Annotated in this window: 12 protein-coding genes and 1 pseudogene; all 13 read left to right on the top strand. The window is 64.4% G+C overall.

Annotation, left to right across the window (positions count from 1 at the left end; all coding sequences use genetic code 11):
* Nucleotides 1-224: 224 nt before the first annotated feature.
* On the top strand, nt 225-2,183 hold the full coding sequence (locus AC1DMG_RS00795; RefSeq protein WP_441602799.1) for a S8 family serine peptidase: 1,959 nt from the start codon (nt 225-227) through the stop codon (nt 2,181-2,183).
* Between the two features lie 566 nt (nt 2,184-2,749).
* Nucleotides 2,750-4,711, top strand: a complete 1,962-nt coding sequence (locus tag AC1DMG_RS00790) for a S8 family serine peptidase (protein WP_441602800.1) — start codon at nt 2,750-2,752, stop codon at nt 4,709-4,711.
* 197 nt (nt 4,712-4,908) lie between these two features.
* A complete protein-coding gene (locus tag AC1DMG_RS00785; RefSeq protein WP_441602801.1) occupies nt 4,909-7,578 on the top strand; it encodes an ESPR-type extended signal peptide-containing protein in 2,670 nt (889 codons plus the stop codon).
* Between the two features lie 133 nt (nt 7,579-7,711).
* Nucleotides 7,712-7,885, top strand: coding sequence for a hypothetical protein (locus AC1DMG_RS00780; RefSeq protein ID WP_441602802.1), 174 nt, complete (start codon nt 7,712-7,714; stop codon nt 7,883-7,885).
* Between the two features lie 291 nt (nt 7,886-8,176).
* Nucleotides 8,177-9,910, top strand: coding sequence for a type II secretion system ATPase GspE (gene gspE, locus AC1DMG_RS00775; protein WP_441602803.1), 1,734 nt, complete (start codon nt 8,177-8,179; stop codon nt 9,908-9,910).
* Between the two features lie 162 nt (nt 9,911-10,072).
* Nucleotides 10,073-11,290 (top strand): type II secretion system inner membrane protein GspF, encoded by a 1,218-nt coding sequence (gene gspF / locus AC1DMG_RS00770; RefSeq protein WP_441602804.1) that lies wholly within the window; start codon nt 10,073-10,075, stop codon nt 11,288-11,290.
* Between the two features lie 41 nt (nt 11,291-11,331).
* Nucleotides 11,332-11,757: a type II secretion system major pseudopilin GspG gene (gspG, locus tag AC1DMG_RS00765; RefSeq protein ID WP_441602805.1), complete on the top strand. Its 426-nt coding sequence runs from the start codon at nt 11,332-11,334 to the stop codon at nt 11,755-11,757.
* Nucleotides 11,758-11,759: 2 nt separating this feature from the next.
* Entirely contained in the window at nt 11,760-12,251 is a 492-nt protein-coding gene (locus tag AC1DMG_RS00760) for a GspH/FimT family pseudopilin (RefSeq protein ID WP_441602806.1), read from the top strand.
* Nucleotides 12,248-12,643, top strand: coding sequence for a type IV pilus modification PilV family protein (locus AC1DMG_RS00755; RefSeq protein ID WP_441602807.1), 396 nt, complete (start codon nt 12,248-12,250; stop codon nt 12,641-12,643). Before AC1DMG_RS00760 ends, AC1DMG_RS00755 begins: the two co-directional genes overlap by 4 nt.
* Nucleotides 12,640-13,323, top strand: coding sequence for a prepilin-type N-terminal cleavage/methylation domain-containing protein (locus tag AC1DMG_RS00750; protein ID WP_441602808.1), 684 nt, complete (start codon nt 12,640-12,642; stop codon nt 13,321-13,323). The genes AC1DMG_RS00755 and AC1DMG_RS00750 overlap by 4 nt, the downstream gene beginning before the upstream one ends.
* Nucleotides 13,320-14,180: a type II secretion system minor pseudopilin gene (locus AC1DMG_RS00745; RefSeq protein ID WP_441602809.1), complete on the top strand. Its 861-nt coding sequence runs from the start codon at nt 13,320-13,322 to the stop codon at nt 14,178-14,180. The genes AC1DMG_RS00750 and AC1DMG_RS00745 overlap by 4 nt, the downstream gene beginning before the upstream one ends.
* Nucleotides 14,177-15,337 (top strand): PilN domain-containing protein, encoded by a 1,161-nt coding sequence (locus AC1DMG_RS00740; RefSeq protein ID WP_441602810.1) that lies wholly within the window; start codon nt 14,177-14,179, stop codon nt 15,335-15,337. The genes AC1DMG_RS00745 and AC1DMG_RS00740 overlap by 4 nt, the downstream gene beginning before the upstream one ends.
* A pseudogene (locus AC1DMG_RS00735) lies at nt 15,334-15,583 on the top strand (type II secretion system protein GspM); the annotation flags it as partial. The gene AC1DMG_RS00740 and the pseudogene AC1DMG_RS00735, both read left to right, overlap by 4 nt.

Below are 15,583 nucleotides of genomic sequence, written 5' to 3'. Positions count from 1 at the left end.
ATGCGCATCCGTATCGGACAAATCCGACCACTCGCGACGCCAATGGTAGCGAGACGCGCGCGCCTAATTCGATTGTTCGCTTACTGGTCGCCCGTTGATAGTCGTTCGGTCTTCGCAAGTGGCTGGAGGTCTCGCCATGGGGATGGCGGGACTGACGTGAGCTTGGGTCGAGGCAACGCTCGCTGCCGAAAGGCGGCACCGACATCATCAGGGAGGTTCAATTCATGGAGTGCATCATCACAAGAAGCGCATTGGCTGCCGCCGTTACTCTAGCGCTGTCGTTCACCATCACGGTTCATGCTCAAAACACGGCGTCCGTCAACGACGTCTCGGCGCGGATCAACACCAGCTCGCTGGAAGACTCCGGTACCTACAACCGCTTTATCGTCCGCTATCGCGATGACGCGCCCACCGCGTCGGTCGTGGCAAGCCAGGCTGCCGCTGCGGCGATGACGCGCGCCGGCAGGATGCAGCTTTCACTGTCCGTCCATGCGCCGAAAGTGACGTACAAGCGGCCATTGGCCATAGGTGCGCATGTCATCGCCACCTCGCGCAAGTTGAACCCGAGCGAGGCAAGCGCCTTCATGCAAGCGATCGCCAGCGATCCGAGTGTCGCCTATGTCGAGCCGGATGTGCTGCAACACGCCATCGGCATCAAGGCGCTCGCCGCCTTTGTTCCCAGCGATCCCATGTTCGCCAAGTACCAGACGGACTACCTGCCGGGCGACGGTCTTCCGACATCGGGCGGCAGTAGCGTGCCGAACTGGGGCGGAGCCAACATTACCGGCGCTTGGAATCTGACAGACGGCACCGGCGTGACCATCGCGGTGTTGGATACAGGTATCGTCAAGCACGCCGATGTCGACACCTCGTCGGCGGACGACGGTTACGATTTCATCTCCGACGGATATGTTTCCGGCCGATCCAAGGACGGCCGCGCGGCAGGTGGCTGGGATCTCGGCGATTGGACCACCGGCGCGCCGTATTCGTCAGGCAACGATCCCTGCGTTCTTCCTGAGGATGGGGATGACAGTTCGTGGCACGGGACCCATGTCGCCAGCGCCACGGGCGCGGAAATCACCAACAACGGCGTCGGCTTGGCTGGCATCGCATACAAGGCCAAAGTGCTGCCGGTGCGAGTGCTCGGGCATTGCGGCGGTTACGTCAGCGATACCGCCGACGCCATCGTCTGGGCCTCAGGCGGGCATGTGGATGGTGTTCCTGACAACAAGCATCCGGCGCAGGTCATCAACATGAGTTTGGGTAGCGATGGCTCGTGCAGCGACGCCAGCTCGACGGCCAAGGCCATCGCCAAAGCAAGAGCCAATGGCACGAGCATCGTCGTTGCTGCTGGCAACAGTAGCAGCGAGGCCGTGGGGTATTCGCCGGCGAGTTGCCCCGGTGTCATCACGGTGGCCTCGATTGGCGTGGGTAGCGGATTGGCGTTCTACTCCAACTTCAACGGACCCGAGCAGAACATCGTCAAGCTTGCTGCTTTTGGCGGTGGCGTCTATGCCAAGGATGACTCGTCAGGCGTCAAACTCAATCCCGAGGGTTTTGCGTGGCAAGCCGTCAATAACGGAAAGACCAAGCCGGTGCCAAGCCCTGGTGGCGATGCGTATGGTGGGATGGCGGGAACATCGCAGGCGGCACCGCATGTGACTGGCGTCGTTGCCCTCATGCAATCGGCTCGTCTGGCTGCTGGCCTGCCGCTGCTCACGCCGGACGATGTCCTTGGCATCCTGCAGAAGACGGCACACAAACCGCATGCCGGTGTCACCAAGGGCAGGACATTCGGTGCGGGCGTTCTCGACTCGAAAGCCGCCGTATTCGTGGCTGTAGGCAAGGCCGTTCCGCCGCCGGACCCCAGGGTGCTGAAGAACGGTGTGCCGCTCACCGGGCAAGAGGGCGACAGCGACAGCGAGGCGACTTACAAGATCGACGTACCTGCCGGTGCGCGATCATTGTTGATTCGCACCGCGGGTGGTACCGGCGATGTCTCGCTCTATGTAAAGGCGGGAAGCATGCCGACAAACACCTCCTTCGATTATTCCTCGGTGCATGTCGGCAACGCGGAGTCGGTCATCATCAGGAGCGTGCCCAAAGCCACCACATATTTCGTGCGTGTAGTCGGCGTGGAGGCTTATAGCGGAGTGAGCGTGCAGGCTACCTACAAGCTCTGACGAAACCGTGGCAGCTGTGTGGCCAAGTGCCGCGCAGTTGCCATGCAATCGAACCCTCTCCCGTGCGGCGCCCTCGCGGGCTTTTTGCGTACACGGCTCTACGCATCACTACGTTGACGGACGGCATGTCATTGGCTCCGTCGCTGAAATGTGCGCCTCATTGCATCCAGCATTTCGCGGCACTGGTCGCCTACGGCGCGCACTTCAGGTTACGTGGCCAAAATCTGGAAGCAGGGCATTACTCCGGAGTTTCCTCGTCATGAGGACGCAGCAAGATGACGTCGAAAGCAGAATCGGGCCGGCCAGAAGCACACCAGAGGCCCGCTTCCCTGCGGTGCGGCAATGCGCGTCCGTATCGGATAAATCTGACTATGGGTGGCGACAAATGCAGCGAGCTGCGCGCGCCTAATTCGATTGTTCGTCTCCTGATCGCCCGTCGATAGTTGTTTGGTCTCCGCAAAAGAACGGATTGGTTGCCTTTCGCAGTGCCGGCAACCGTGAGCTTGAGTGGAGGCAAGGCCGGCTGCCGAAAGGCGGCATCGACATCATCAGGGAGGTTTCAATTCATGGAATGCACCACCATCCGAAGTGCTTTGGCTGCCGCCGTTGCCGTCGCACTTTCGTTCAGCGTGACGGTTCATGCTCAAAGCGCGGCATCCGTTAACGACGCTTCAGCACGGATCAATACCAGCTCGCTGGCAAACAACGGTACCTACAACCGTTTTATCGTCCGTTATCGCGATGACACGCCGACTGCGCCGGTAGCGGCAGGCCAGGCTGCCGCGGTAGCCATGGCTCGCGCTGCCAGGTCGCAGTCTTCGCTTTCCATCCACGCGCCCAAGGTGGCCTACAAGCGCACCGTGGCCATCGGCGCGCATGTCATCACCACATCGCGCAAATTGAACTCAAACGAAGCTGCCGCTTTCATGCAGGCGATCGCTGCCGATCCCACGGTTGCCTATGTGCAGCCCGACGTGCTGCGACATGCTATCGGCATCAAGGCGCCCGCGGCGTTCGTTCCCAACGACAAGCTGTTTGACAAATATCAGACGGATTATCTGCCCGGCGACGGTATGCCAACCGCGGCCGGGAATAGTGTGGCCAATTGGGGTGGCGCAAATATCACAGGCGCGTGGAATCTGGCCGACGGTACCGGTGTGACCATCGCGGTGTTGGATACCGGTATCGTCAAACACGCCGACGTCGACACTTCGTCGGCGGGCGACGGCTACGACTTCATCGTCGACGGTTTCATGTCCGGTCGCGGCACGGATGGCCGTGCGGCAGGTGGCTGGGATCTGGGTGACTGGACCAAGGGTGCGCCGTACGCATCGGGTGACGACGCCTGCCTTTCCCCCGGCGATGACGGGGATGACAGTTCCTGGCATGGCACCCACGTCGCCAGCGCTACCGGCGCGGAGATCACCAACAACGGCATCGGTCTGGCGGGCATTGCATACAAGGCCAAGGTGTTGCCGGTGCGTGTACTCGGCCATTGCGGTGGCTATGACAGCGACATCGCCGACGCCATCGTCTGGGCGTCGGGCGGACATGTGGACGGCGTGCCCGACAACAAGCATCCCGCTCAAGTCATCAACATGAGTTTGGGTGGCGGGGGTAGGTGTACTGCTGCCAGCATTTACGGGAAGGCCATCGCCAGGGCACGGGCGAACGGCACTGCGGTGGTGGTTGCCGCCGGAAACTCCGACGCTCCCGCGGAGGAATTTACGCCGGCCAGCTGCCCCGGTGTCATCAGCGTGGCGTCGATCGGTGTGGGTAGCCGCCTGGCGTTCTACTCCAACTACAACACTCCCACCAACAGCACCATCGCGCTCGCTGCTTTCGGCGGCGGTGTCTTTGCGAACGAGGATGCATCCGGCACCAAACTCAACCCCGAAGGCTTCGCCTGGCAAGCGCTCAACAGCGGAGACACCACGCCGGTGGCAAGTCCTGCCGGCGATATATACGGCGGAATGGCCGGTACGTCGCAGGCGACCCCGCATGTGGCCGGCACCGTGGCCTTGATGCAGTCCGCGCGCCTGGCCGCTGGATTGCCGCTGCTTTCGCCCGATGACGTGCTCAGCATTCTGAAAAAGACCGCGCACAAGCCGCACTTCGCCCCCGATCCACTCAAGACCTTCGGTGCGGGCATTCTTGATGCCAAGGCAGCCGTGTTTGCTGCCGTTGGCAAAGCGGCTCCGCCGCCGGAAACCAAGGTGCTTCAGAACGGTGTGGCGCTCACCGGCCAACAGGGCGATGGGGATAGCGAGGCCTTCTACAAGATCGACGTTCCCGCTGGCGCACGCGCGCTGGTGATGCGTACCGCAGGTGGCACCGGCGACGTCTCGCTCTACGTGAAGGCAGGAGCCTTGCCGGCGGCGACGTCATTCGATGCGTCCTCGGTGCACGTGGGCAACGCCGAATCGGTGATCGTCAGGAGCGTCCCGAAAGCGACCACTTACTACCTGCGCGTGGTTGGCGTGAAGGCCTATCGCGGAGTGAGCGTGCAGGCCAGCTACAAACCCTGACACAACGCAGGCAGCTGCGTCGCCAGGAGCTGCGCAGCCGTCACACCCCATCGAACGAACCATCTTGTGCGGCACTTGCGTGCGCGGTTTGCGCGCGCGGCTCTGCGCATCACTACATAGACGGACGACATGGAATTCGTCCCGCCGCTGGCACGTCATAGGGCGAGTTCCATGCCGCTCCCATCAGGAGCAGTTGAATGAACAAGATCTACAGCAAGGTCTGGAATCGGTCTCTCGGCAAGCTGATCGTTGTATCGGAGTTGGCAAAGCGAAACGGCACAACCGGTTCAAGGCAGGTATCGGGTGTGATCCCGTCGATAGGCGTCGCGTTGCTGCTGGCGACGATGTCCGCAACGGCCGGTGATGCCCCCCAAGAGAAGGTCGGGTACGAGACCATCCTAGCCAGCAGCAGTCCCACGCACGTTGCGAATATCGATATGCACGCTAGCGGCAACACGGACGTCGCCGGTCATCTCATCGATGCCAATGGCGCCACCGACGGCAGCGAAGATGCGGCCGCGACGGCCACGCACGCACTGGCCGTTGGTGCCATGGCCAAAGCAAACGCCATCAATAGCGTTGCCGCTGGCTATCAATCGGAGGCGGGCGGTGAAGAGAGCATGGCCGTCGGTACCAACAGCACGGCTGCTGGCGCTCGCAGTAGCGCGGTGGGTTCCCATAGCCTTGCCGATGGCAGCGAGAGCACCGCCTTGGGTGCGGGCAGTGTGGCCTACGACGACAACAGCATGGCCTTGGGTGCGAAGGCAGTGGCGCAGGGCAAGGGCGCGTCCGCCATCGGTAGCGGCGCAAGCACCAATGCGGACTTTGCCTCGGCGATGGGCTATGGCGCGTACGCCAATGGCGTCAGCAGCCTCGCGCTGGGTGTCAACACGGCGGCCAACGGGGCCCGTGCGATTGCCCAGGGTTTCCGTGCCATCGGTGACGGTGACGACAGCGTAGCGCTCGGCACCAACAGTCATTCGGTGGGCACTAACTCGATGGCACTCGGTGTGGGTACGAGCTCGTTAGGTGCGCAGAGTGTCGCGCTGGGCAAAGGCGCGCGGGCGGAATTGAACAACAGCATGGCGTTGGGTGTGGAGGCTTATGCGGGAGGTGCCAATTTGCTCGGTGCCCCCGAGGCCGGTGGTGCCGTTGCCATTGGCTATCAGGCCCAGGCCAACGGTGCCGGCAGTGTCGCCATTGGTCGCTACAGTTTTGCCAATGCCCCGGATTCGGGTACCGCCTACGGCGTGGCAATCGGTGACGCCAGCATCGCCGGTGGGGCCGGCAGCTTGGCTGTGGGTCACGGTGCGCTGGCTTCATCGGACCTGGACCAGGCCATGGGCACTGGCGCCCGGGCCGACGGTGGGGACGGCAAGCGCAATCTTGCCATTGGCAACAACGCTTCGGCCGGTACTCTCGACGGCGCCAGCAAGATAGGCGATGTGAGTGACGCGATGGCTGTGGGCGCTTCCTCCCAGGCATGGGCAAATCGCGCTCAAGCCATCGGCGTGAACGCGTCGGCAGTGGGCGAGGACAGTGTGGCTGTCGGCCCCAACAGCGTCTCTGCGGCCATTGAAAGCACCGCAGTCGGCGCCGGCAGCGCGGCTTTTGACAACAACAGCACCGCCATGGGCAGCAACGCCGTGGCTCAGGGCATCGGCTCGTCGGCGTTTGGCAGTGGCGCCGGCACCAATGCCACTTACGCCACGGCCATGGGCTACAACGCTTTTGCCAATGCAGCGAACAGCGTGGCGATCGGTGTAAACGCGGTGGCGAAGGCGGCAAACAGCGTTGCCCTGGGCGCCTATTCGGTGTCGGATCAGGCCAATACGGTATCCGTGGGCACGATGGGCGGCGAGCGTCGCATCACCAACGTGGCTGCAGGCATGGGCGCCACGGACGCCGTCAACATGTCGCAGCTAAACAGCGTTGTCGCCAGCGCCAATAACGCGTTGGCCGGCGCCGTGATGTACGGCGATGCAGGCAAGTCCACCGTGGCGCTCGGTGGCGCAAGCGGCACCGTCGTCACCAACCTGGCCAATGGCACGCTGGGCAACGGCAGTACCGACGCCGTCAACGGCGGCCAGCTATTCGCTACCAATCAAGCGGTGGACAAGCTCGGCACGCGCGTGGGCAAGGTGGAAGCCACCATCGCCAACGTCAGCAACCTGAGCACCGGCCAGGCCGGCATGTTTCAGGTCAGCGGAACCAACGCTGCCGCGCCCACGGCGAGCGGAAACAACGCCACCGCCGGCGGCGCATCGGCCCTCGCATCCGGTGCCAACAGCACGGCCATCGGCAGCAGCGCGCAAGCCAAGGCGACCAATGCCGTGGCGCTGGGCAGCAACTCAGTGGCCACGCGCGACAACTCGGTATCCGTGGGTTCGGTGGGTCATGAGCGGCAAGTCACCAATGTAGCAGCGGGCGTGCAAAAGACCGACGCGGCAAACCTTGGGCAGGTGCAGGAAGCCCTGGTCACCGCCAAGACCTATGCCGATGCCGGCGACCAGAACACGCTGAGATCGGCCAAGGCCTATACCGATACCAAGCTGACCGGATTCACCACCACCGGCGATTTCAACGCCTTCCGTGACCAGGTGAACCAGCAGTTCCACACTGTCAACACGCGATTGGATCGCGTCGGTGCGATGGGGAGCGCCATGGCCGGCATGGCGGGCGCGATCGCCGCCGCACCCAATACCGAGAATCGCGTCAGTGCAGCGGTGGGCGGCTATAGCGGACAGAGTGCACTCGCCGTGGGCTACTCGCATCGTCTACCGGGCAACGGTGCCGTGCTGCTCGGCGGCTCCATCGCGGGCGGCGGCGAATCCAGCGGCACCGTGGGCGTGAGCTTCGGTTGGTAGTGAGGGGCAGGCAGCCGGCGTTCGACTGACGCCGGCTGCCTGGCTGGGTGTCGTCGCGCCTCAGGGCGATGCCCGCGCGTGGAACCAAGGAGCCGCCATGTTGTGTCTTGTCACGACTTTGAAGGGACTTGCCATGGCTGCGCCCGTCTTGCTGGCGACGGCGATCGTCTGGCGAGAAACGACGGTGCGTACCGAGTTGGCGGGTTCGCTGGCCGAGGGCATGGTCCTGGCCGTCGCCTGCATGTTCTGGCGTCCCGTGATGAAAGAAACCGGGCGCTCCCCGCGATGGCGCAAGGGTCGACGCTAGCCAGGTCATCGCTGCCGTCGCCATCCACCACCCCGCGCTGCCGTTTTGCACCCGGCGTGGCGGTGAGTTCTTGCGAATCGGCGATCGAGCCGGTACCTCGCAGCCGTGCCCATTGGCGCTGCCCGTCCTTTGCATGAATCGCGGAACACTGGCCGCGCGGTGTGGTCCGAACCAGTGAGCCGAGGTGAGAAACCGTGCTCGCGCGCGTATAGGCGGGTGTGTTAACAATGCGCCTCCGGTGCCGTTGGGGGCGACGTCCGGGTTGGAACCAGTCTTGAAACGGGGTGATGCATGTCGGCAGTCGCTAAGCCGGCGGCCAACGCGGAGGGTGCGGCAACGGAAGGCCGCGAGGTAGCGGTCTGTTCGCTGCTGGTCTCCCGTGGGCGGCTGAAGGAGTCGGATCTCGTCCGTGCGCGCCGTCTTCACGAAGAGTCGCCCGATGGCACGCTCACGGGCTTGATGGCCCGGCTGGGCCTGGTCTCGGAGCGCGATCTGGCTGAGGCCTGGTCCGAATTGCTCGCGATTCCCTTGCTGGCGGCCCGCGACGCGCCTGATATGCCCCCGGCCGAGCTCGACGTGTCCGCACGCTTCCTCAAGCAGCAGCATGTCGTGCCTGTCCGGGTGGGCGAGGACGGGCTAGGCCTGGTCGTCTCCGACCCCGCTGATCCGTATCCGCTGCAGGCCATCCAGCTGGCGGCCGGTCGGCCGGTGGCGATGCGCATTGGCCTGCGCTCGGAGATCGACGACCTGATCGAGCGCTACTACGGCACCGGTCGCTCGGCGATGGGCACCATTGTGGAGAACCTCGACGGCAGTGCCGCCGTGGAAGACGACGTGGAGCATTTGCGCGATCTTGCCTCCGAGGCGCCGGTGATCCGCCTGGTCAATCTTATTCTTCAGCGCGCGGTCGAACAGCGCGCCTCGGACGTGCATATCGAGCCGTTCGAAAATCGCCTGAAGGTGCGTTATCGCATTGACGGTGTGCTGCATGAAGTGGAAGCGCCGCCATCGAGCTCCACTGCCGCGGTGATTTCGCGCGTGAAGATCATGGCCAAGCTCAATATCGCCGAACGCCGCCTGCCGCAGGATGGGCGCATCCAGTTGCGCGTGCAGGGCAAGGAGCTGGACCTGCGCGTGTCCACCGTGCCGACCAGTTTTGGCGAATCGGTGGTGATGCGTATTCTCGACCGCGAATCGGTGGTGTTCGATTTTGCGTCGCTGGGCTTTACCGACAACTTCCAGCAGCGTTTCGTCGATGTGCTGGAGCGGCCGCACGGCATCCTGCTGGTCACTGGTCCCACCGGTTCGGGCAAGACCACCACGCTGTACACGGCGCTGTCGCAGATCAACACGCCCGACGTGAAGATCATCACGGTCGAAGATCCGGTGGAATACCAGATCGAAGGCATCAACCAGATCCAGGTGAAGCCGCAGATCGGGCTGGATTTTGCTGGGGCTTTGCGCTCGATCGTGCGCCAGGATCCGGACGTGATCATGATCGGCGAAATGCGCGATCTGGAGACGTGTCGCATCGCGATCCAGTCGGCGCTCACCGGTCACTTGGTGCTCTCCACGCTGCACACCAACAGCGCCGCCGGTGGCATCACCCGTCTCTTGGACATGGGCGTGGAGGATTACCTCCTGGGTTCCACCGTCAACGGCATTCTGGCGCAGCGCCTGGTGCGCCGACTGGATCCGGAGACCGCCATCCCTTATGACGCGCTGCCCGAAGTCATTGAGCAGTTCGAGTTGCACAAGTACACCAACGAACGCCCGATTCGTTTGTGGAAACCCGGCACCAGCACGACCAATCCCACCGGCTATCGCGGCCGTCGCGCCATCATGGAGTTCCTGGTGATGACCGATCCGCTGCGCCGGCTGGTGATGCAGCGCGCCGATGCAGGCGAGATTGAACGCCTCGCGCGCAGCGAGGGCATGCGCACCATGTACGAGGATGGGATCGCCAAGGCGGTAGCGGGCGTTACCACGCTTGAGGAGGTGTTGCGTGTTACGCAGGAAGGCTGACGCGATTGCACTTGCTCCCTCTCCCCTGCGGGAAGAGGGCTGGGGTGAGGGGCGGGTGCTCGCGGAAACGCGGCTAAGTGTGACCACGCCTGTTGCTGCTCTATCGCGAGCACCCGCCCCTCACCTCAATCCTCTCCCCGACGGGGAGAGGAGGTTAGTCGCATGACCCAATTCCGCTACCGCGCCGTTAGCGCCGCCGGCGAAATGCTGCAAGGCCAGATGGAAGCGGCCAGCCTCGACGAGGTGGTGAGCCGTCTGCAGGACCAAGGCCACACGCCGCTCGATGCGCGCGCCGCCGACAGCGGCGCCGCCAGCGGCGGTATGGCCGGCTGGTTCAAGCGCGGCGCCTTCACCGGCGATCAGCTGGCGCAGTTCACCCACCAATTGGCCACTTTGCTCGGCGCCGGCCAACCGCTGGATCGCGCGCTCGGCATCCTGATGGATCTGCCCGAAGGCGCCAGCGCCAAGCAGCTGATCGAGCGCGTGCGCGACCGCGTGCGCGGCGGCACGCCGTTGTCGCAGGCACTGGATGATGAGCACAGCGTGTTCCCCAAGCTCTACATCAGCCTGGTGCGTGCCGGTGAAGCGGGCGGTTCGCTGGAAGACACCCTGCGTCGCCTCGCCGACTATCTGGAGCGCTCGCAGCAGCTGCGCGGCAGCATCATCAACGCGTTGATCTATCCGGCCTTCCTGATGGTCGGTGTGCTCGGCTCGCTGCTGTTGTTGCTCGCCTATGTGGTGCCGCAGTTCGTACCCATCTTCGACGACATGCAGGTGCCGATTCCGTTGATCACCCAGGTGGTGCTCGCGATCGGCAACACCTTGCAGAGCTGGTGGTGGGCGCTGCTGATCCTGTTGATTCTCGGCGTACTGATTGCCCGCTCGCGCTTGCGCGATCCGGCGGCGAAGCTGGCGTGGCACACGCGCCTGCTCACCATGAAGCTGGTCGGCCCGCTGCTGCTCAAAGTGGAGACGGCACGCATCGCCCGCACCCTCGGCACCTTGCTCAAGAACGGCGTGCCCCTGCTGACCTCGCTCGGCATTGCCCGCCAGGTCACCGGCAACAAGGCCTTGGATCTGGCACTGGCGCAGGCCTCCGAGCAGGTGAAGGAAGGCGCCGGCTTGTCGTTTGCGCTCGCCCAGGCGCAGCGCTTCCCGCGTCTTGCCTTGCAGATGGTGCAGGTGGGCGAAGAAGCCGGCCAGCTCGACACCATGCTGCTCAAGGTGGCCGACACCTTCGAGCTGGAAAGCCGCCGCGCCATCGACCGCCTGCTGGCGGCGCTGGTGCCCGCGCTCACCATCGTGATGACGGTGATGGTGGCCTTCATCATGGCGGCCATCCTGCTGCCGATGCTCGATCTGACCAGCCATATCCAGTAATCCCTTTCTAGAGCTGCTTTCGAACCACGATGAGGTACCCCATGCGACAAAGGACTTTCGGCCGTCATACGGCRGCGCGCGGTTTCACCCTGCTGGAAATGCTGGCGGTGATCGTGCTGATCGGCATCATCGGCGCGGTGGTGGTGACCCAGGTCGGCAAGAACGTCGACAAGGGCAAGTACGGCGCGGGCAAGGCCCAGCTCACCACGCTCAGCCAGAAGATCGAGAACTAYGCGCTCGACAACGGCGCCCCGCCGCAGCAGCTGCAGGACCTGATGGTGAAGCCSGCCAACGCGCGCAACTGGCAGGGGCCGTATGCGAAGGAGTCGGAGYTGCACGATCCGTGGGGCCATGAGTTTGGCTACAAGGCCCCCGGTGATCACGGTGCCTTCGACTTGATCTTCTACGGCCAGGACGGCAAGCCCGGCGGCGATGGCTACAGCGCTGACGTGGGCAACTGGCAGTAAGCATGCGAGGGATATCGCCACGCACGTCAACCCACTGCACTTCGGGTGCGGCGCGTGGCTTTACCCTGCTCGAAATGCTGGCCGTGATTCTGCTGATCGGCATCGCGGCGGCCGCCGTCGCGGTGTCGGTGACGCAGGGCCTGGCCAGTGCGCGCGTCAACGCCGCGAGCGGTGAACTCGCCGCTGCGCTGCGCGGTGTGCGCACGCAGGCCATCGTGCACGGCAACGAACACACCTTCGATGTCGATACACGCGATAACACCTATCGCGCAGACAACGGTCCCAGCGTGCGCCTTCCCTCGGGAATGCGCCTAGGGATCACCAGCGCGAAGGAAGACCAGGTCAACAGTTACACCGGCCGCATCCGCTTCTTCCCCGATGGCAGTTCCACCGGCGGCCACATCACGCTGCAGCGCGAGCGGCGCCAGTGGCGCGTGAATGTGTCGTGGCTCACCGGTGCCGTCAGCGTCGCTGACGTGAGTGCAAAGCGATGAAGCGGCACGCGCGCGGCTTCAGCCTGCTCGAAGTCGTGGCGGCGACCTTGCTGCTCGCGATTGCATTTACGGCCTTGCTGAAAGTGGCGGGCGGCTCCATCCAGCTCACCCGCAATGCGGACGACCACAGCCAGGCCGCGATGTGGGCGCGCTCAATGCTCGATACCGTGGACATCACCACGCCTCTGCAAGCGGGTAGCACCGAAGGTCGCTTCGACGCGAACTATCGCTGGCGCCTGGTGGTGACGCCGTGGAGTCAGGCGCCGGTTGGTCAGAACATGCCCGTACGCGTGCTGAAGCTCGACCTGGATGTGATCTGGGGACCATCGGTGCACCCGCGTTCGGCGCATTTCAGCACTTTGCGTGTGCTCGGTCCGGCGAGGACCTCATGAAGCATCACGCCGTCCATCGTGCACGCGGCTTCACCCTGCTGGAGGTGCTTGGCGCATTGGCGCTGTTCGCCATCCTGCTGCTGGGTGTCTATTCCGGTGTGCGCACGGCCACGCATACCGTGCGCTCCGGCGAGGCGTCGATCGAACGCATGGACGAAGTGCGCTCGGCACAGCAATTCCTCAGGCGTGAACTGGCGCAGGCGCGCGCCGTGCCGCTGGCGCACACCGACAAGGGCGATCCGCTTTACTTCAAGGGCGATGCGCGAGAGCTCAAATTTGTCGCGCCGCTGCCCGGTTATCTCGGCAAGCTGGGGCCGCAATTGCAGCAGCTGAAGCTGGTGGATAACCGCGACGGCACCTCGCGGCTGGAAGCGAGCTTTGCGGTCATGCCGCCCGATGGCAGCGCACCCAAGCCGGTGGGCGATCCTGAAGTGCTGGTGGATCACATCCGCGGCGGCAAATTCAGTTATCGCTCGGCCGATGCGCAGGATCGCGCCGGGCAGTGGAGCGACGAGTGGGATGACACGCGCGCCATGCCGCGCATCGTGCGCGTCGCCCTGCAGCTGGATGGCACGACTACGTGGCCTTTGCTCGATGCGCCGATCCGCGTCGACGTGACCGCAGTGCAGGGACAGGCCGTGGATCTGCTGCAGGGCCTGCAGCGCCGGAGCACGCAATGAACGCGGCCTTGCAGCGCCAGCGCGGTGTGGCCCTGCTGGTGGTGCTGTGGGCGTGCACGCTGCTGGCCATCCTGGTCGGCGGCTATGCGATGTTGGCGCGCACCGAAGGCCTGCAGGCGCGCTATCAGTTTGCGCAGACCCAGGCGCACTACGCGGCGGAAGCGGGGGTGATGCGCGCCATCTATGCCTTGCAGGATCCGCAGCAGGACCAGCGCTGGGTGCCGGATGGCCGCAACTATCCGTTTGCGTTCGATGGCGCCAAGGTGATCATCAGCATCATCAGCGAGACCGGCAAGGTCGATCTCAACGCCGCCACGCCGGATGTGCTGCAGAACTTCTTTCGTGCCGCCGGCATGTCCGACATGGACGCGCAATCACTGGCCCGCAATATCGTGGACTGGCGCAGCTTTTCCTATACACCCGCGGGCACGGTGCCCAATGCCGCCTATGCCAATGCCGGGCTGGACTACGGTCCCCGGCACGGGCCGTTTGGCACCGTCGAGGAGTTGCAGATGGTGCTGGGCATGACTCCCAAGACGTATCGCGCGGTGGCCTCGCAGGTCACGCTGTGGTCGGGCCGGCCCTCGCCCGATCCGCAGACCGCGCCGGCGCTGGCCCTGGCCGCCGTGCCCGGAATGACGCCGCAGCAGGCCCAGGCCATAGCCGCGTCCCGTGGCGCTGGTCCGCAACAGCCGGGCCTGGTCGCTATACAGGGAGTAACGGATAGTATTCGTGCGGAGGCCACGCTGGCTGACGGTACGCGCGCGATCCTGCGCGCCACGGTGCGATTACAGGGCATACGCCCGGGCGCATTGCCGTATACCGTGCTGCGTTGGCAGGAGGGAGAGGGCGAGTGAATACGACAACGCAGCCGCTGCAGTTGCAGTTCGATCGCGCACGTCGTGCGTGGCGTGGCTCGCCCATGCCGCGCTTTTTTGCGTGGTGGGGCAGTGAGCTGCAGGGGCTGTTGCCAGCATCCTGGCACAGCCGCTTTGGCGGCGGCCTGGCCTGGTATCTGCTCCAGCTGGAAGGCGACGAATGGACGGTGCGCAAAGCTGGCAGCAGTCAAGTGCTGGCGAGCTGGAGCAGCCAGCTCGATCCCGCCAGTCAGCAGGTGGCCTTGGCCGATGCGTTGCGCGGCATCGATGCCGAAGACCTGCGCATGGCGCTATGCCTGGATCCCACCCATGTCCTTCGTCCGCGCCTGAACCTGCCGCTGGCGGCGCGCGACAATCTCACCCAGATCGGCGCCTTCGAGATGGATCGGCAAACGCCGTTCCGCGTCGAACAAGTGCGCTACGACGTGCGCGAAATACGCGCACCCGCACCGCCGGGGCGTTTCGCCGCAGAACTCGTCGTGGTGCCGCGCCAGGCGCTGGATCCCGTACTGGCCAAACTCGCCGCCTCGGGTTTGCAGGTGGATGCCGTGGATGTGTCGTTCGGCGCGGATCGCCTGGGCGCGAACCTGCTGCCGGCGGAACTCGCCCTGCGCCGCAAGCATCCGCGGCAACGACTGAATTTTGCGCTGGGTGCTGCAGCGATGGTGCTGTTGCTGCTGTCGCTAGTGCAGTTCCTGCATAACCGCGCCAGCGCACTGGACCAGATGCGCGGCGAAGTGGAAGCGATGCGCGCGGATGCGCAGCAGGTGGCCGGACTGCGTCAGCAATTGCAGGACAACGCCGGCGCTGCCGGTTTTCTTGCCGAACGCAAGAAGCGCACGGTATCGGCGCTCGGCGTCTTGCAGGACATCAGCCAGCGACTGCCCACCACGGCGTGGCTGGAGCGTTTGAGCATCGACAATAGCGGGCAGGTCGGTTTCCAGGGCCAGAGCCCACAGGCGGCGCGTCTGGTGGATGCACTCAAGGGCTCACCCGTCATCACCGATGCGAACTTCCAGGGCACCATCCAGGTCGACCCTTCGACGGGCAAGGAGCGCTTCTACATGGTGGCGCAGCTGCGCAAGCCCAACGATGCCAAGCCCAAGGCGCCGGCGGCTTCAGGGAGCGCACCATGAAGATGACGACGCTCAAGCCGCGCGAAAGCCGCATCGCGGCGGTGCTGTTGCTGCTGGTCGTGTTGGTGGTCGCGTACTTCGCGCTGCTGCACTGGTGGTTCGTCGCGCCGCTGCAATCGATCCACGCGGAGATGGACGACCTGCGCGACACGCATGCGCGCTATGCCGCCGCCATCGCCGAGAAGCCGCAGCTGCAGCAACGCATCGCCGCGATGGGCGCAGGGCTCGCCGCGATGGGCGCAGGGC

It is taken from the genome of Dyella sp. 01N36, from assembly GCF_056399745.1.
Note: the sequence above shows the minus strand (reverse complement) of the source record. Positions and strands in the feature narration are given on the sequence as shown.

Coding starts and splice junctions, on each gene's coding strand:
- gspE (WP_441602803.1), top strand. CDS start 8,177: ATGTCGGCAGTCGCTAAGCCGGCGGCCAACGCGGAGGGTGCGGCAACG.
- AC1DMG_RS00780 (WP_441602802.1), top strand. CDS start 7,712: ATGGCTGCGCCCGTCTTGCTGGCGACGGCGATCGTCTGGCGAGAAACG.
- AC1DMG_RS00750 (WP_441602808.1), top strand. CDS start 12,640: ATGAAGCATCACGCCGTCCATCGTGCACGCGGCTTCACCCTGCTGGAG.
- AC1DMG_RS00785 (WP_441602801.1), top strand. CDS start 4,909: ATGAACAAGATCTACAGCAAGGTCTGGAATCGGTCTCTCGGCAAGCTG.
- AC1DMG_RS00755 (WP_441602807.1), top strand. CDS start 12,248: ATGAAGCGGCACGCGCGCGGCTTCAGCCTGCTCGAAGTCGTGGCGGCG.
- AC1DMG_RS00760 (WP_441602806.1), top strand. CDS start 11,760: ATGCGAGGGATATCGCCACGCACGTCAACCCACTGCACTTCGGGTGCG.
- AC1DMG_RS00790 (WP_441602800.1), top strand. CDS start 2,750: ATGGAATGCACCACCATCCGAAGTGCTTTGGCTGCCGCCGTTGCCGTC.
- AC1DMG_RS00745 (WP_441602809.1), top strand. CDS start 13,320: ATGAACGCGGCCTTGCAGCGCCAGCGCGGTGTGGCCCTGCTGGTGGTG.
- gspF (WP_441602804.1), top strand. CDS start 10,073: ATGACCCAATTCCGCTACCGCGCCGTTAGCGCCGCCGGCGAAATGCTG.
- AC1DMG_RS00795 (WP_441602799.1), top strand. CDS start 225: ATGGAGTGCATCATCACAAGAAGCGCATTGGCTGCCGCCGTTACTCTA.